This is a genomic window from Parvimonas sp. D9 (genome assembly GCF_035282565.1).
Classification (GTDB): Bacteria; Bacillota; Clostridia; order Tissierellales; family Peptoniphilaceae; genus Parvimonas; species Parvimonas micra.
This window is the reverse complement of sequence record NZ_JAYKBM010000004.1, coordinates 54,712-72,182: the sequence shown is the minus strand read 5'-3', so window position 1 is coordinate 72,182 and position 17,471 is coordinate 54,712. Positions and strand designations below refer to the sequence as shown.

The window sequence follows — 17,471 nt, the reverse complement described above, 5'->3', positions numbered from 1 at the left end:
TTTACAAGATACTTAAACGTAATTTCAACAAAAGTAGATAAAAGGGACTTAAATGTAATCTAAACAAAAATGAACAACTCGAATGTAGTAAAAGATTTCATTCCGAAAAAAGTTAATTAAATATAAAAGTAAATAGTATAATAATAATATTCCCAAAGTAGATTATAACAAATTAAAGACTTGGGAATATTTTTTCTGTAGTAAAGATTATTGATTATAGTAAAGTTATCACAACCATCTACTTATTGTAAATAGGTAAAATTATCATAATATATGATATTAAATTATATCCCATATGAGCAAATATACAAGAAAGTATCGAACCTGTATATAAATAAATCAACCCTAATATTAACCCACAAATAAATGAAGGAAATATTTGAGCAATATTAAAGTGTAATAATGCAAACAGTATTGAAGATATAAGTAAAGCAACAATAATTCCATAATTTACTGATAAACCGTTGAGTATAAATCCCCTCATTAAAAATTCTTCAAGAATAGGAGCAAATATACAAAAATCAATTAGACTTACAATAGGTGAAGAAACTATTGATTGAATTGTCTGTTGATAATTTTCCTTACTCATTGGAAAAATACTTTCAAATATAGGATCTAACCCTTTATCTAAAAGAAAATAGAATAATATTGAACAACATATAGCTATTACCATTCCTTGAATAGAAACATTTGCTAGTAAATTAAGTTTGAAATTCTCTTTTCTTTCCAATAAAACAAAAAATACAACCATGCTCAATGCAACAGTTATTATATTCAAAATTCTACTGTAATTCGGAGCAATTTTTCTCCATATTACAATATCAAGAGCAGTATATATAAACATAAATCCAAACCAAACGAGTACCCATAAAATACCTTTACCGATAGATATTCCACTATTCATAATATATTCTCCTTATAAAATTCCAATCAAATTTTTACTTTAGTGTTGTAATAATTATGATACTTTGAGCATTTCTCATTATCATATAACTATCAACAATTATGTACTATTTCTCCTTTTCTATTCTATTATATCACTTTAATTAATTTTTTTCTATTTAACATATGATACAATTTAGTTTCATCATACTGCTCATTAAATAAAAAACTCCATAATCCCTCTACACTTCATCTCGACCGAAAACACAAAGTCAGAAGATAAATCTATTTCATATAAGAAGTTGATTATAACTGAATATCACCAATATACACTAAATTAAATATGAAAAAATTAACTCAAAATTTTTTTATTGCAAAAATTATGAATATATGTTATGATTTTAGAATAATTTTAGACTTTTTACGGAGGATATAATGGTTAAAAGCAATGAAATAGATATGATAAATGGAAAGACCTTGAAAAAAATGATATTTTTTTCAATTCCAATTATCTTTACAAGTATTTTTCAATTACTTTTTAATACAATAGATATAATAGTTGTTGGACGTTTTTCCGGAAGCACTGCACTTGCAGGAGTTGGTGCAACTTCCTCACTAATAAATTTACTCGTTAGTTTATTAATCGGAATTTCTATGGGAATCAGTGTAACAATGGGAAAATATTGTGGAGCAAGAGACTATAAAAATGCATCAGATACTGTTCACAATGCAATCGGGCTTGCGATTATTTCTGGAACAATTTTACTTTTTGTAGGACTTATCGCTTCAAAACCAATGTTACATCTTATGGGCACACCAAATGAAATAATTGATTTATCTGTACTTTATATGAGAATAATCTTTTTAGGAAGCCCCGCTGCAGCAATATATAATTTCGGTGCTGCCCTTTTAAGAGCAATCGGAGATACAAAAAGACCTCTTTTCTTTTTAATAGTATCAGGTATTTTAAATGTTATCTTAAATTTATTTTTTGTAATAGTATTAAATATGAGTGTTGCAGGAGTTGCAATAGCAACAATAATTTCACAATATGTTTCAGGTATTATGATGATATTATTCTTAACAAAAACTGTAGGTTATATGCATTTGAATTTAAGAAAAATAAAATTACAAAAAGATAAAGTTAAAAGCATTTTAAGAATAGGACTTCCTGCAGGACTTCAAGGTATTGTATTCAGTATTTCAAATGTATTGATTCAATCCTCAATAAATACATTTGGAAAACTCGTTATTGCAGGAAATACTGCAGCGATAAATATTGAAGGCTTTGTATATATGTCAATGAATTCAATTTATCAATCAACACTTAGTTTTACAAGTCAAAATATGGGAGCTAAAAAATATCATAGAATAGATAAAATTTTATTACAAGGTCTTGGAATTGTTACAGTTGTTGGACTTGTACTTGGAGTTGGTGCATATTCTTTAGGAAATATTCTACTTAGAATTTTTACGGATAATCCTGAAGTAATTATGTATGGACTTAACAGAATGAAAATTGTTTCAGCAACATATCTACTATGCGGACTGATGGACGTAACAGTCGGTTCCTTAAGAGGAATGGGATATTCCATTTTACCAATGGTTGTGTCTTTAACGGGTGCTTGCCTATTCAGAGTAATTTGGATATTTACTATATTTCAAATTTATAGAACACAAGAATCACTTTATATTTCATATCCGATTTCTTGGGCATTGACAACGACAGCACATATCTGTTGCTATTTAATGATAAGAAAAAAATTACTAAAACAAAATAATTAAAAATAAAATAACCTTAATATTTTTAAAAGTAGTGTATCTAAAGAAATTTTTGATGCACTATTTTTACATAACAAAAGGTTGAGGATTTTACTCCTCAACCTTAGTTACTGATTCAATTAAAACATTCCATAGCTTATTCTATCTTGAAATATTCAATTTTTAGCGAAATCTTAATCTTCCCTTTTCTTTTTCTTCAATACTGATAGTCCAATTCCGGCTAAACCAATCATTACTCCACTTAAACCTGTTCCTGTAATTGAAGTTTTTGGAAGTTTTTTGTTTGTCGGTTTTTTTGAAACTACTTTTTTCTTAACAACCAAATCACTTCCCTTTATCTTATCTTGTGAATTATCAGGATATGTGATTGTCGCTGTCCCGTCTGTTCCTATTTCAACCTTTGTTCCATTTGGAAAATTTCCTTTATTTGCTTTTTCCACTTTTTTCTTAACAATTTCTTTTTCTTCTTTTGTTAAGTTTGTTGGATTTTCAACCGGTGTCTTTTCCTTAGGTATTGCCGGTGTTACTTGATCTGCTATAGGTTTTACTTTTTTCTTGACAACCAAATCTCTTCCCTTTATCTTATCTTGTGAATTATCAGGATATGTGATTGTCGCTGTTCCATCCGTTCCTATTTCAACCTTTGTTCCATTTGGAAAGTTTCCTTTATTTACTTCTTTCACTTTTTTCTTAACAATTTCTTTTTCTTCTTTTGTTAAGTTTGTTGGATTTTCAACCGGTGTCTTTTCCTTAGGTATTGCCGGTGTTACTTGGTCTGCTATTGGTTTTGCCTTTCCAACAGTTATGGAAGCTTCATTACTAGCCCCTTTGCCATTTACTTTTGCAACAGCTTTAATAACATTGCCTTCAGCTAATGGGGTTCCCAAAGTAATTTCCCATTTTCCGTCAGCCCCTGCTACAACAGTTTTTACCCCTTCCGGAGTGGTTACTGTCAAAGTTGCTCCAGGCTCTGCAGTACCTGTTATTTTTTTATCCCCTGCTTTTGCATTATTTATAACAGGCATTTCAGTTTTACTTACCTTTGGTGTAACTGTGATAGGTTGTTCCGCCTTCTTGTCTTTTACCTTTACTTCGACTTTTGTTTGATCTTTTGTTAGATTTTCTGTCGGTACTGTTATTCCATATTCAGCAAATTTTTCTGCCGGTACATCAACTTTCTTTCCGTTTTCATCTGTCAATGTTACTACCATTCCTGCCGGATCAAATTTTTCGCCTTCTGTATATTTCGTCTTTGTTGGTGGTGTTTTTATTTCTACCTTCGCTATCTTTTCTTTGTCAAATTCTTTTTCTTTAACTGTGATAGGTTGTTCCGCCTTCTTATTTTTTACTTTTACTTCAACTTTTGTTTGATCTTTTGTCAAGTTTTCTGTCGGTACTGTTATTCCGTATTCAGCAAATTTTTCTGCTGGTACATCAACTTTCTTTCCGTTTTCATCTGTCAATGTTACTACCATTCCTGCCGGATCAAACTTTTCGCCTTCTGTATACTTTGTCTTTGTTGGCGGCGTTTTTATTTCTATATTCGCTATCTTTTCTTTATCGAATTCTTTTTCTTTAACTGTGATAGGTTGTTCTACCTTCTTATCTTTTACTTTTACTTCAACTTTTGTTTGATCTTTTGTCAAGTTTTCTGTCGGTACTGTTATTCCGTATTCAGCAAATTTTTCTGCTGGTACATCAACTTTCTTTCCGTTTTCATCTGTCAATGTTACTACCATTCCTGCCGGATCAAACTTTTCGCCTTCTGTATACTTTGTCTTTGTTGGCGGCGTTTTTATTTCTATATTCGCTATCTTTTCTTTATCGAATTCTTTTTCTTTAACTGTGATAGCTTGTTCCGCCTTTTTATCTTTTACTTTTACTTCGACTTTTGTTTGATCTTTTGTTAAATTTTCTGTCGGTACTGTTATTCCATATTCAGCAAATTTTTCTGCTGGTACATCGACTTTCTTTCCGTTTTCATCTGTCAATGTTACTACCATTCCTGCAGGATCAAACTTTTCACCTTCTGTATATTTTGTCTTTGTTGGCGGCGTTTTTATTTCTATATTCGCTATCTTTTCTTTATCGAATTCTTTTTCTTTAACTTTTGTTACAATAACATCACTTGTATTCCCTGCTTTATCCATAAGTTGAACTGTAACTTGTTCATCTTTCTTCAAAGTTATCCCTTCTGGAATCCCTACTTTAGCTTTTTTAGCAGCAATCATTTCAGCTGTTAACTCAACTTCCACACGCTTACCGTTTGGGAGTGTAACTCTTACTTTATCTCCAACTTCTACATCGTTTGGAAGATTTACAGTAACATCTTTATCTCCTACATATACATCTTCTATAGTAGGGGCTGAAGGATCTTTTAAATCTATAACAACTTCATTTGACTTTTCACTTTCTGTCTTTCCTGTTTCAGTCGCAGTAACAGTAACTTTATCTCCATCTTTTACTGTATTTGGAATTGGAATTGAAAATGTTCCATCAGGTTTCGCAGTTGTAGTCGCTACTACATCACCATTGCTATTTTTTAACTTAACTTCTGAATTTGCAGGTGCCTTACCTGTTATTACCGCTTTACCAATATTATCATCATAATCTTGTTTAACATCGGTCGGTGTAGCAGTTTTTTCTTTAGGTTTTTTCTTCTCAACCAATTTTTCTGCAGGTATTTCTTCTGTTGTTCCGTCAGGTAATGTAATTGTAGCTTTACCTTTTTCATCAACAGTTACTGTTGTACCTTCAGGCAATTTAGAATTTTTAGCCTTTATAGCATCTTCAACCACTTTCTTTTCTTCAGCAGTTAAATGTTCCGTATCTCCAACTTCTGTTTTTTTATCCGGAGCAACAGGTGCTTCGTAAACAACAACAGGGACATCTGCCAATGCTTCTGAACCGTCACTGTATTTTACTTTAACTTTAGCTGTTCCTTCTCCAAGCTCAGTAGGAACACTACCTGTTTCCTTTGTAATAGCACCGGCTTCTCTTGGAACTGTTACTCTGTCTAATATTTCATTAGATAAAACAGTAGTTCCTTTTTTTACATATTTCTTTCCATCATTAACAACAGGAGGATATACTTTATCTTTACTAGGTTTACTATCAGCTTTTGTAGGATCTGTTCCAAGTTTATTTTCTTTAACATCGGAAACACCATCTCCATCAGTATCATGTGGACCATAACCGACAACACGAGGATAACCGTGATTCCAAGCATTGATACCAGCTAATATTGCAGCTTCATCTACATCTATTCCGGGGATAATTTCAGTATCAAATTCCCAAGTATATGCTGTTTTTCCTGACGCCTCTTTCGAATAAATTAAACGAGAATATCTTCCTTGATCCTTCCAAGCATTTTGCTCTGCCATAGATCCGTCATTACCTGTCCTTTGGACAAAATTAGTCCACTCTTGTTCAAATCCTTGAGTTCCTTTTTCAGCATGCCATCTGTTGTGACTTCCATTAAAATCTTCAATTTTAACGGTATCATGATAAACACCATTTTTATATCTTTTAATTTCTTTTGGAGCTTTTACGGCATCAGGCAAAAAAACAAAAATCCAGGGTGTAGTCCAACTTTCACGATTTTTATTAAACTCTATTTTCCAATGTATGCTTTTCCCATCTGCTGAAAGAGTTTTTGTAACATTAATATTCTTTTTAGCATTTTCTACTTCTTTGTTTGAATCTCCCATATACACTTTGCCGTCTGTACCCCAAGCAACTTTTGCATATACATTTGTAGTTGAACTTATCAACATACTAAATCCAAGCAAACAAGAAATCAAACCTATGGACAATTTTCTCATATTCCACTTTGGTTTTTTATTACTATTTTGCCTTTTTCGTGAAATAACTTTCAATAAGTTTTCCATTTTTTCCTCCTAATTTCATAGACAATTTTATTTTGCTATTCTTATCAAAATTTACACAACCATATCAATTTAATTTAAAAATAATTATATATATATATATTCTGATATGTATAAAAATTCACTTTAATTATATATGTATTTATACAATTTGTCAATATTTTAATGTCAATAATCCTTTTCATTTTTATCAATAATTTCATAAATCAAATTAATTTGCTAAAAAGCAAAAGGAAACTTTTTGATATAAATAAGTCCCCCTGTAAATTTTTATTCATCAGGAGGATTTTTCATATACAAAAAATTTATTTATCCATATTACCGGATAATTCAATTAAAAATACAATTCCTATTTCGTTTTTTTCTACTTTGTATTTTATTCCGTAGTTTAATAAGATGTTTTTTACAATGTATAATCCTAAACCATTACTATTTTCTTTGTTTAGGTTGAAATTTATTTCAAATATTTTATTTATATCTAAATCTTTATTATCCTTGTAGGAATTTTCAATATAAAGCCAATCATCTTTTGTCCCGATGTTTATTACACCGCCTTCATCAGAATATTTGACTGCATTGTTTACCAAATTGGATAGTACAATTTTAAGAGCTGTTATTCCTATATAGATTTTTTCATTTTTCAAATAATTATTGACTTTTATGTTTTTGTGATTTGCAAGTAACATATACTGTTTCAATACATCTTCCAATATATCATTAACAACTATTATTTCTTCATCGTCTTTTAAATGTTCAAAAGAAGAAACTGATAACATTTGTGAAATGCTTCTTGTCAAATGATCAACTATTTCAATACAATTTTCAATATACAAATCTCTATTTTTATATTTTCCAATATTGTATTTCATATTTTCCAATATTATTTTTAGACTTGCAAGAGGTGTTTTTAGCTCATGAGATGTACCTCTGAAAAAATCATATTTTAGTTTTTCAAGTTTTATTATTTCTTCATTTTTAAGTTCTAAGTCATCTATCAATTTTAAAAGAGTGTTATACAAATCGTTAATCTGTTCTTTTAATTCGCCAACTTCATTAGTAGAATTAATTTTCAAATAAGCCGTTCTATCTAATCGCATCATCTTTTTTGTAGCATTTTTTATTTCATTTATATTATTAGTTATCGCCTTTGCATAGATAAGAGAAACTATAATAGAAAAAATGAAAGATATAAATAATGAATATGGTAAGAATTTAAAACTCAATTCTTTTGCATCTTTTTTCATGTCTGCAGTGGAAATAAACTGTATGGATATTTTTTCTCCATTTTTTAATTCTATTTCTCTCTCTTCAATGATTAAAGAATTATTACCGCTCTTTAAATTGACATTAAGGTCATCACCAACTTGCAATTCATCATCTCCGGTTTGTCCTTTTATGAGTGCTTTTATATCACTGCTTTTAGAATAAAATTCCAAAGACTGTTCGACAAATTTCCTATCTTTTCCTTGAATACTATTGGAAATTTCATCCGCTTTTGCATAAAGCTCCTGCTTTCTCGTTTCCAAGTAAGTTCTCGGGAAAATAAAAAATACCAGCAAATGTATTAAAACAATTACAGTTCCAAGAATTCCAAATGTCTGCAGAAACATTTTTGGAAATATTTTTAAATTCTTCATTTTCTCTCCAGCTTATAACCTACGTTCCTGATTGTTACAATACAATCTAATCCCAGCTTTTTCCTCAATTCTTTTATATATACATCTATAACTCTATCAAAAGGAATTTCATCCGTTTCTTTCCACACATTATCTATTATCTGTGCTCTGGTCAAAGCATGTCCTTCATTTTCCAATAAATATTTTAATATTTCAAGTTCTTTTGCATTTATATCCACATCCTCGCCATTGTACTTGGCTGTGTAACTCGTGAAATTAACTTCAGCATCTTTATATTCAAATTTTTCTTGACCACTATAATGCCTTTTAATCAAAGAATCAATCCTAACTTTTAAAACCGGTAGTGAAAACGGCTTTTCCATATAACCATCTGCCAAACTTGAAAAGGCATTTATTTTGTATTCTTCATCATTAAATGCTGTCAACATGAGGACAGGTAATTTACTTTTTTTTCTGATTTCTTTTAAGACTTCCAATCCGTTTAGAAATGGAATTTGAATATCTAAAATTACCAAATTAATATCATTGTTATTAAAATTTATTAGAGCTTCCTGTCCATCTTTTGCTTGAATAATCTCATAACCGAATTCGGATAAATATTCAGAAATTCCTTCTCTGATAAATTGGTCGTCCTCAACAACAAGTATTTTCATAAGGTCCTCCTCTTATATAAAACTAAATTTTGCCATATTTATATTAAATATTACCCAAAATATAGTATACCATAAAAGGCGAAAATTATCGATGTATATACACCGATAATTTTCGTTCTCGTACAACAATTACGAAGTACCCCCATATTTAAAAAAACTATTTTGTATCGATTAATAAGTCTTTTGGTTTCTTTCTTAAAATATTTGAAGAAGATATTATTAACGCGATTGCAAGTACTATTGTCATAAACAATACTACATAAAGGAGAGCTTTTGGATTAATATTAACATCTAAACTTGTAAGTGTCTTATTAAATCCGTCAACCTCAGCTCCACCACCCAATTTTGTTGATGCTGACTGTCTTGCAATTTGTTTTGCAATACTTCCTGTAACTTTCTTCAATATGCTGTTTCCAAGTATTTTTCCTGTATAACCTGCTAAGAAATATGAACCTATAAATGCCGGTATTGCAACGAAAAGCAACTCAATGGCGAATTGTCCAAATATCTTAGTTTTAGAAATTCCTATTGATAACAATACTGCAATTTCTTTCTTTCTGGCATTCATCCACAAGAATAACAATAATGTAACTACTATACCTGCGAATATTAGAGAACCTGCAAATAATTGATTTGCAATTGAATATATTCCGGAAATAGATTTTTGTAATGCAGGGAAGTTTGAAGAACTCTTAATTAAATTATATGATCTCCAGTTAATATCCAATTTTTTAAGATCTTTTATTACTTGATCTAAATTTCTGTTACCTTTTACAAAGAATGTTGCATCTTGATATGTTGCTGTATCTTCAGTATTTCCATAAACTTTAGCTGCTGTATGAACATCTGTAATTAAAGTGTTTTCATAAAGTTCTTGTGAATAAGTTACTGCACTTTTTCCATGTCCGTCAAAAAGCCCTTTAATTTCTACTTCAACAGTTTCATTTGCTTTCTTTTCATTATCCGCATCGTAAACATTTGATTTTAATTTGATTTTGTCTCCAACTTTCAAATTATTCTTTGCAGCTAAATCTTTGTGCATTAAAATTTTATTTTTATCTTCACTAGTTAAATGTTCACCTTCAACTAATTTATATGCACCTGAAACAAATTTTGTCTCTTTTTGAGAACTGTTTACACCTGTTAACATAACTGCTCTTTTGAAGTTTTTAGCTCTTTCTGCAGATTCGTTTCGTGAAGCACCCGGTGCTTCTACAATATCTAAGTTGTCGTCCAAATTGGCAACACTGTTAATTCTCTTAACAAAATTATCCACATGTCCGGAATCAACAATTTTTTTGATATCTTGACCTCTTACATTACCACCACCTCTAGCAGTACCTTGATTTACTCTTCTATTAATTTCCATTGTAAAACTGTTTGTAATGTTTCCAAAAGTTTCTTCTGATGCCTTATTAGTAGCATCTTTTATAGATAAACTTATCAAGCTAAGTGCTGACATTGATAAGATAATTAATAATATAATTAACGATTTTAAACTCTTTCTAGTTACGTACGCAAAAGCATTTTTTAACATCGCTTACCTCCTACTTATTTTTTGTTACTTCTTTTAATCTTTTATTATTAAGTTCCAGTATTGTATCAGCTGCACTTGCAACTTCTTTACTATGAGTTACTACTATTACACATTTATTTCTTTCTTTAGCCAATTTCTTCAATACTTCTATTATTTCTCCGGCTGTAGTTTCATCCAAGTTACCTGTAGGTTCATCCGCTAAAATAACCGGTGCTTCTGATACTAAAGCTCTTGCAATAGCAACTCTTTGTTGTTGCCCACCTGAAAGCTTCATTACATTTCTTCTTACTTGAGTTCTATCAAGTCCCAATTCAAGTAATATATCCTCAGATGCTTTACTATTTACCAATCTGATATTTTCCAATGGTGATAAATAATCTATAAGATTATAGTTTTGGAATACAAGAGATATGTTATTTTTTCTGTGATTACTATAACCCGCTTTCTCTATATTTTCATCTTTGAACAAAATTTCTCCGCTATTCGGTTTATCCAATCCGGCTAACAATGAAAGTAATGTTGACTTTCCTGTTCCGGATTTCCCGATAATTGCATAAAATTTCCCAAGTTCAAATCCTTGATTTATTAATGATAAAACTTTTTCTTTTGAATTCGCATAACTATATGTTACATTTTTGATTTCTAATATATTCATTTACTTCCTCCTAACTAATTTGTGATAAAATTTCTTTCGGTTTCTTAACTAAAATCAATCCTGATGCAAAAACTACTGATAAAACAATAATTAGCACTAAAACTCCATAACTTTGTGCAAAAGTTATTAAATTGTTCATATTATATCCATTACTTACAAAATTAGATGTAATTGATGTCGTATCCTCTGAACTAATCAACCCACCAATAATTTGATTTACTACCAGATTTCCAAATATCAAAGATACCAGAATTGCCGGAAGTGATATAAATATTAATTCCATTATAAATTGAGTTACAATTTTAAACTTACTTACCCCAATGGATAATAAAATTCCAATTTCGTAAATTCTTTCTCTTAACCATAGTATCAATATCAATGAAAGAACTACAGAACCACCAATCATAATTGCAAAAGTCATTATTCTTATAATATGTTTAACACCATTTAATGACTCAAGAGCATCTTTAAAGGCATTTGCCTCTTTATCAACTGTATAAGATTTTTCCCAATCGACATTAAGTTTTTTAACCTTATTTATCGCCTCGTCCATATTTTCAGGAGTTCCCGAGAAAAATGTCAACTTATTTACTAGTTGTTTATTTCCTTCAACATTTAATGCCTTTTGTGCAGAATCATAATCTGCAAACATTGTATTTTCACTCAAATCTGAAGTTAATCCAGTTTGTTTTTCCTGTTTCTTTCCTGAAAAAATTCCAACAATTTCAAATTCATATTTCTTATTACTCTTATCAGTTTGATTTGGATCTACAAACTCTAAACTAATTTTATCGCCTACTTTTAACTTGTTCTTTTCAGCAAACTCTTCATGAACTAATATTTTGTCTTTATCATTTTTTTCAATATTTCTTCCCTCTTTTATTGCAAAAACTCCACTGTTAAACAAAACATTTCTTTTTACATTGCTTGTAGCTTGTATTGAAACAACATTTTTTAAATAGCTTGGAATATCATCTCTAGTGATTTGTTGCCCACTATCTACAGCATTTGTATTTGACAATCTTGCCAGACCTTCATATTGAGAAACAACTTCTTCAATTTCCTTTATATCATTTATTCCTTTAAATTCATTCTTATCAAAATATCCTTGACTATCTTTTTTGGCTATCGTTGAAGATGAATTTGAAGATTTATATAAAGACTTCTCCAGGCTAGTACCTGATTTCAAAATATTTAAACATGCATATAAGCAAGAAAGCACTACTGTCAAAATAATAAAAACTATAAAAGTTCTATTCTTTTTTCTTAAAACATATGCTATCGCATTTTTTACCACTGTCCTATTCAGCTCCCCTCTCTCAAATTTATTTTATATTTTTAGGATGTCCCCATTAAATTCTAAGTAATTAGAAATTTATCATTCCTCCTTAACTATATTTAGATTAATCAGCAAAAAAATACTTTAATTTATTTTTAAATTTTAAAGTATTTTCTTTACAGTAGCTATTTTAAACTAGATTTATGAAATATTTATGAAATGAAAATGAAATATTTATGAAATGAAAAAATTTTTTAAAAAATTTAATGACAAAGAGCTTTATGAAATCTCCAGAGTCATTGTACGCAATGACTACGTCAGACCTGCTTTTGTTTGCAAGCACGGGGCTTTAGGAGATCTCTCGGCTACGCTCGAGATGACGTCTAGGGGGCTTTACTTTACAAAGAGCTATGACGTGAAGTATTTTATTTTTATATAAAATTTTCAATAATTTTTTTGATACCTTTTATATTTTTTTAAATATTTCTCTCAAACTTTAATAATTAACCCTCAAACTCCTTGAAATACAAGGATATTTGCAAGAGTACAAGTTGAATTTACTACCAATTTACTACTTTTGAGGAAAGAACCTTGATGTGCTGTAAAAACTCTTGCGAATAAAGGTATTTTACCACAGATGCCATAAGGCATGTTGTGGGAATCAAAATTAAATAGGAAATCTAAAAGCGGTGATCTTTCGCTTCTGTCAAAGGAAGCATAAGATGCCGCTTTTTTCATGCCCATGTTACGAAATAGAAGTAAATAAGGGCTTGAAATACAAAGCTTTCAGAGGGCGGTTTTGACAAAGTAAGGGTAATATACCTTTTTCCTCAAAATCGCCCTTTAACTGCGTAACAAATAAAAAATGAAAGGAGTATCAGCATGGCAGTTTTCAGAGTAGAAAAAAACAAGGGCTATACCCGTTATGAGCAATCACCACCTGCGAAACAAAGAACTGACGCTAAAAGCAAAGGGCTTGCTCTCACAGATGCTTTCACTTCCGGAAAACTGGGACTATACCCTTGCAGGACTTTCCCATATCAACAAAGAAAGTATCGATGCCATTCGTACTGCCGTCTTGGAGCTTGAAAAGGCTGGATATATCGAAAGGGCGCAAGGCAGAGATGAGAAAGGAAAAATGACAGCCATTACCTATACTATTTATGAACAGCCGCAAAGTCCGGTATTGGAAAATCCAACATCGAATAAGCCGACGTCGGAAAATCCAATGCAATTAAATAAAGATATACAAAAAACTGATCTATCAAAAAAAGAAAAAATAAATAAAAATGGATTAAATACCTATTCCATTCCTATCCTTTCCCCTGACCCCTCTCCTTTGAGTTAGCAGCCATTACCGGAAAAGAATGGAAAGGAAGAAAAAGATGCATACAAAATCTATGAGGAACTTATCAAGGACAATATCGAGTATGGACACCTCATAAACACAAAACGCCTTGATCGTGATCGCATTGATGAAATTCTTGACCTGATTCTTGAAACCGTATGCAGCAAAAGAAAAGGCGACGGCGAAAAAGCCGCTGAGGATTTCTGGACGAAATCGGAACGACTTTTCTACTGTGCCCTGATCGGATATATCTTTTATGAAGCGCCGGAGGAAGAAAAGAATTTTGCCAACTTTCACAAATAGAAAACGCTGCAATCTCAAAAAGATTACAATGCTTCTCAGTTCAAATTTCATATTAAGTTGTGTGGGGGCGTTCATTGCCCTTTGTTTCGATTTCCTTAACCTCTTTTGCAGTAGCGGTAACTATTCGGGATCCCTTGTTGCTGACTTCGAGCAGGCTATCAAGCCATCTGCTCTGCGTTAATTTGTCTGTTTCCTCATTGGAAAAAAAAGAATGTGTCTACCGAAATATCTAAAAGAATGACAGGCTCATAAAAGAGTTGTAAGCTTGGGTGCTGTCCACTGTTCTCAATGGATGCAATATCGGGGAGATATTTTCAGCTCGTTCGCTAATGCGTTTATTGAATGTCCCTTTGCTTTTCGTGCTGCTTTTATAGCTTGACAATATAAGCGAATAGAGATATAATAATTAAGAACCAACCGTTCGGTTTTTAACTAGGAGGATTGCTATGTCTAAAAAATACAACTCACAATCAACTATTGATGATATATTATCCGTCTCGGCAAAATTATTTTTAGAAAAAGGCTTTGACAAAACAAGCATGAATGATATTGCCACTACTGCCGGAATATCAAAAGGAGCAATATATCATCATTTTCAGTCCAAGGATGCAATTATTAAGGCTGTTACAGAAAAAAAAGCTCAAGTTATCAAAGAAACTATGAATAACTGGTTATCTGAAATGAACTCCTTAAATGGAAAAGAAAAGTTACAAGCCATTTTGGAAAAAAACCTTGATAGTCAAGAGACACACTACTTAGATGATGTGATGAATACCCGTATGAAAAGTGCCGAATTTGTTTTAGCTTATATGCAAGACTGCGTTTGTAAAGACTCACATTTAATCTCAGAGATAATAAAGCAAGGCATATCAGACGGTTCACTTGCCACGGATTACCCCGATGAATGTGCGGAAGTTTTTTTACTATTAATAAATGTATGGTGCGACCCTGCTGTTTTTAGTTGCAATGCTGATAAATTATTGTTGCGTTTGAAATTTTTACAAAATATGATGATGTCTATCGGAATAGATGTGCTGACTGATACTATTATTCAAAAATCAACAGATTTACTACATAGACTGTATCCTCAAGGAGAGTAAAATAAATGAATATAAATTTAGCAGTAAAAACTGAAAACATCACGAAAACTTTTCTTAGCCGTGAAGTCCTCAAAGATTGCAATATCCATGTGGAAAAGAGAACAATTTACGGGTTTTTAGGTGCAAATGGGGCAGGAAAAACAACATTATTTAAGATAATATCTGGATTACTTACCCCAACCATGGGCAACGCACAGGTTTTAGGTATGAGTGTAACTTCTGAGCGTAACAAAATATTATCAGAAATTGGAACAATTATTGAAACACCTATCTTTTATGAACATCTATCGGCAATGGAAAATTTGAAAATTCATCTTGCTTATATGGGGAAAACAAATAGCGATATAGCTTCTGTATTGTCAAGTGTAGGTCTAAATAACATAAATGAACAACCTGTTTCCACCTTTTCTTTAGGTATGCGCCAAAGACTTGCTATCGCAAGAGCGATTATTCACAAGCCTAAGTTGCTAATTTTAGACGAACCAATTAACGGGCTTGACCCTGTGGGGATTAAAGAAATACGAGATTTATTCATAGAACTTGTGAAAAATCAAAACATGACTTTATTGATTTCCAGTCATATATTAACGGAAATAGAGCATATAGCCGATACAATCGGAGTAATCGTAAATGGAACTATTGTAAAAGAAGTCTCAATGACAAAAATCAAAGCAGAGTGCCCCTCTGGTCTTGAAGACTATTTTATTGATATTATGAATGGAGGGGAGAACAAATGAAAACTCTCATTCGATTAGAATTAAGAAGAACTAATTTTTGCACTTACGTTATTTCCGCACTTATTATTGCTGTAATAATGTTAGGCTTTCTATACCTTTTCGCATATGCCCCTATGTTAGAGACAAATGATGCAGATATGAAAATTTTTTCGGGATATGAAAATCTTATTCCTTTGTACGGTGTTTTGAATATGACGGTATTTTGTGTATTGGCTGCTGTTATATATTCAAAAATTATCATTGAGGAATATTCAGGGAAGCGCCCTATTTTACTTTTTTCATACCCTATAAACAGGAAGAAAATCATGCTATCCAAACTTTGTATTGTATTTGTCTTTACTGTTATTGCAATGTTTATAAGCAATTTTCTTATTTTTATTATATTCGGTGTGAGCGAAAAATTTTTACATCTTGTAAGTGGAGATTTTACATATTCTATTATGTTTCAAGCAATTGAAACTACGCTCATTATGTCACTCAGCGCCGCAAGTATAGGGATTATAGCTGTAGGAATTGGGTTTATAAAAAAATCTGTTCCGACCACTATTGTTTCAGCTGTACTCATTGCATCATTGATGTGTAATATCGTTGCAAATACAACTTCAAGCAAGATAGCAATGTATATATTCGTGGCAGTGATGATATTAATTGGGATAATGTTTTCTGCCATTTTAATGAAAAAAGTGGAAGTTATGGAGGTTGAGTAGATGGAAAAAGCAATAGAAACAGCAATAGATAATGGATTAGAAAGCATATCATCTGAGCTATATATGTTTAGTGTGGGAATAGGAATTGTACTTATCATGTTGGCGATTGTTCTTTTTCTTGTAAACAGAAAGTCAAAAGGAAGAAAGGGAATAACTATTGCAGGCTTAATATGCCTTGTAATTGGTATAGCGGCCGTTGTAAGTGGATTTATACAGATGTAACAGTAACAATTAGAATAACAAAATCTACCACTCTAACGGGAAATAAAAACCGTTGTTGTAGTAACAAAATAGTTTTGCTCAAAATAGTATCGACTTATCTTAACAGCGGTTTTGAAATAAAGATCAAAGCCGCTGTTTTCCTTTTTAAAAATTGAATTACAGAGGATGTATTAAGGTTAACATTTTTTAAGGACCTGGCGGCATCAAAGGAGGTATCGTCGTATATATTTTCTATCAATCTAATTCCATATTAAAAAAGGCTGTTTCTATTCAGTGGATGTTTCTTTGCCTATATCAATAAACAGTTAAATATTGTCAATATAATAGTCTTTTCATGTCCGTTCCCGGCTGCTTTATGCGGTCGGGATTTTTTGCGTCCGCAAAAACTTTTTTTCAAAAATATTCGCTTTTTTTTGGCAGTTTTCATCTGCCCGTTGTTGAGGGTTTACGAAAGGGGAAATTCTACCCGCTTTCGCGGCTGCGAAAGGAGGTGAATATCATGAATGAACCTGAACGGACTGAATGGCAGATACGCTGCGCATTTAACGGCTTCTGCAAGCGAACATTGAAAAATGAAAGTATCAATGCCCATCGGGACATTAGGAAGCGGCAGGAGCATGAAATTAACTTTTCCGGCCTGACACCGAAAGAGGAAAATCAGCTTTATACCCATGAAGATTTCTTTGCAGGCAGTGAAGAAGAACAAACCTTTTTCGCAGGCGGTAAAGAATGAGATGCAAAG

13 protein-coding genes and 2 pseudogenes are annotated in these 17,471 nt (G+C 31.5%); 7 read left to right on the top strand and 8 right to left on the bottom strand.

Features of this window, described 5'->3' with window-relative positions; genetic code table 11:
• Positions 1-238 precede the first annotated feature (238 nt).
• Positions 239-904 (bottom strand): type II CAAX endopeptidase family protein, encoded by a 666-nt coding sequence (locus tag VJI94_RS05170; RefSeq protein WP_324008588.1) that lies wholly within the window; start codon positions 902-904, stop codon positions 239-241.
• 413 nt (positions 905-1,317) lie between these two features.
• Here VJI94_RS05170 and VJI94_RS05165 point away from each other — a divergent pair, with 413 nt between their 5' ends.
• Positions 1,318-2,667, top strand: a complete 1,350-nt coding sequence (locus VJI94_RS05165) for an MATE family efflux transporter (protein WP_269754113.1) — start codon at positions 1,318-1,320, stop codon at positions 2,665-2,667.
• A 170-nt stretch (positions 2,668-2,837) separates the two neighbouring features.
• Here the strand turns inward: VJI94_RS05165 and VJI94_RS05160 are convergent, their stop codons facing one another.
• The 6 genes from VJI94_RS05160 to VJI94_RS05135 all read right to left on the bottom strand — a co-directional run bounded on the left by VJI94_RS05160 (position 2,838) and on the right by VJI94_RS05135 (position 12,330).
• The gene (locus VJI94_RS05160; protein WP_324008586.1) at positions 2,838-6,554 is read right to left on the bottom strand and encodes an Ig-like domain-containing protein; all 3,717 of its coding nucleotides are present in this window, start codon (positions 6,552-6,554) and stop codon (positions 2,838-2,840) included.
• A gap of 302 nt (positions 6,555-6,856) precedes the next feature.
• Positions 6,857-8,188, bottom strand: coding sequence for a HAMP domain-containing sensor histidine kinase (locus VJI94_RS05155; RefSeq protein ID WP_324008584.1), 1,332 nt, complete (start codon positions 8,186-8,188; stop codon positions 6,857-6,859).
• Positions 8,185-8,841, bottom strand: coding sequence for a response regulator transcription factor (locus VJI94_RS05150; protein ID WP_004831887.1), 657 nt, complete (start codon positions 8,839-8,841; stop codon positions 8,185-8,187). Before VJI94_RS05150 ends, VJI94_RS05155 begins: the two co-directional genes overlap by 4 nt.
• Before the next feature lie 157 nt (positions 8,842-8,998).
• Positions 8,999-10,378: an ABC transporter permease gene (locus VJI94_RS05145; protein WP_004831888.1), complete on the bottom strand. Its 1,380-nt coding sequence runs from the start codon at positions 10,376-10,378 to the stop codon at positions 8,999-9,001.
• A gap of 10 nt (positions 10,379-10,388) precedes the next feature.
• Positions 10,389-11,033, bottom strand: a complete 645-nt coding sequence (locus VJI94_RS05140; RefSeq protein ID WP_004831889.1) for an ABC transporter ATP-binding protein — start codon at positions 11,031-11,033, stop codon at positions 10,389-10,391.
• A gap of 10 nt (positions 11,034-11,043) precedes the next feature.
• Positions 11,044-12,330, bottom strand: a complete 1,287-nt coding sequence (locus VJI94_RS05135; RefSeq protein ID WP_324008583.1) for an ABC transporter permease — start codon at positions 12,328-12,330, stop codon at positions 11,044-11,046.
• 864 nt (positions 12,331-13,194) lie between these two features.
• Between VJI94_RS05135 and VJI94_RS05130 the strand changes: the two are divergent.
• Positions 13,195-13,834: pseudogene (locus VJI94_RS05130) on the top strand (DUF6017 domain-containing protein); the annotation flags it as partial.
• A 181-nt stretch (positions 13,835-14,015) separates the two neighbouring features.
• Here VJI94_RS05130 and VJI94_RS08970 read toward each other — a convergent pair.
• Positions 14,016-14,380 (bottom strand): annotated as a pseudogene (locus VJI94_RS08970) (helix-turn-helix transcriptional regulator).
• Positions 14,381-14,409: 29 nt separating this feature from the next.
• Between VJI94_RS08970 and VJI94_RS05125 the strand changes: the two are divergent.
• The 5 genes from VJI94_RS05125 to VJI94_RS05105 all read left to right on the top strand — a co-directional run bounded on the left by VJI94_RS05125 (position 14,410) and on the right by VJI94_RS05105 (position 17,462).
• Positions 14,410-15,063, top strand: a complete 654-nt coding sequence (locus VJI94_RS05125) for a TetR/AcrR family transcriptional regulator (RefSeq protein WP_004831893.1) — start codon at positions 14,410-14,412, stop codon at positions 15,061-15,063.
• Between the two features lie 5 nt (positions 15,064-15,068).
• Positions 15,069-15,800: an ABC transporter ATP-binding protein gene (locus VJI94_RS05120; protein WP_324008581.1), complete on the top strand. Its 732-nt coding sequence runs from the start codon at positions 15,069-15,071 to the stop codon at positions 15,798-15,800.
• Positions 15,797-16,507 carry an ABC transporter permease gene (locus VJI94_RS05115; protein WP_324008580.1) on the top strand — a complete coding sequence of 237 codons (711 nt, stop codon included), beginning with the start codon at positions 15,797-15,799 and terminating at the stop codon, positions 16,505-16,507. Before VJI94_RS05120 ends, VJI94_RS05115 begins: the two co-directional genes overlap by 4 nt.
• On the top strand, positions 16,508-16,729 hold the full coding sequence (locus VJI94_RS05110) for a hypothetical protein (RefSeq protein ID WP_004831896.1): 222 nt from the start codon (positions 16,508-16,510) through the stop codon (positions 16,727-16,729). It begins immediately after the preceding gene.
• A 499-nt stretch (positions 16,730-17,228) separates the two neighbouring features.
• Entirely contained in the window at positions 17,229-17,462 is a 234-nt protein-coding gene (locus VJI94_RS05105; RefSeq protein WP_227718462.1) for a hypothetical protein, read from the top strand.
• Positions 17,463-17,471 lie beyond the last annotated feature (9 nt).

Coding starts and splice junctions, on each gene's coding strand:
- VJI94_RS05170 (WP_324008588.1), bottom strand. CDS start 904: ATGAATAGTGGAATATCTATCGGTAAAGGTATTTTATGGGTACTCGTT.
- VJI94_RS05165 (WP_269754113.1), top strand. CDS start 1,318: ATGGTTAAAAGCAATGAAATAGATATGATAAATGGAAAGACCTTGAAA.
- VJI94_RS05160 (WP_324008586.1), bottom strand. CDS start 6,554: ATGGAAAACTTATTGAAAGTTATTTCACGAAAAAGGCAAAATAGTAAT.
- VJI94_RS05155 (WP_324008584.1), bottom strand. CDS start 8,188: ATGAAGAATTTAAAAATATTTCCAAAAATGTTTCTGCAGACATTTGGA.
- VJI94_RS05150 (WP_004831887.1), bottom strand. CDS start 8,841: ATGAAAATACTTGTTGTTGAGGACGACCAATTTATCAGAGAAGGAATT.
- VJI94_RS05145 (WP_004831888.1), bottom strand. CDS start 10,378: ATGTTAAAAAATGCTTTTGCGTACGTAACTAGAAAGAGTTTAAAATCG.
- VJI94_RS05140 (WP_004831889.1), bottom strand. CDS start 11,033: ATGAATATATTAGAAATCAAAAATGTAACATATAGTTATGCGAATTCA.
- VJI94_RS05125 (WP_004831893.1), top strand. CDS start 14,410: ATGTCTAAAAAATACAACTCACAATCAACTATTGATGATATATTATCC.
- VJI94_RS05120 (WP_324008581.1), top strand. CDS start 15,069: ATGAATATAAATTTAGCAGTAAAAACTGAAAACATCACGAAAACTTTT.
- VJI94_RS05115 (WP_324008580.1), top strand. CDS start 15,797: ATGAAAACTCTCATTCGATTAGAATTAAGAAGAACTAATTTTTGCACT.
- VJI94_RS05110 (WP_004831896.1), top strand. CDS start 16,508: ATGGAAAAAGCAATAGAAACAGCAATAGATAATGGATTAGAAAGCATA.
- VJI94_RS05105 (WP_227718462.1), top strand. CDS start 17,229: ATGAATGAACCTGAACGGACTGAATGGCAGATACGCTGCGCATTTAAC.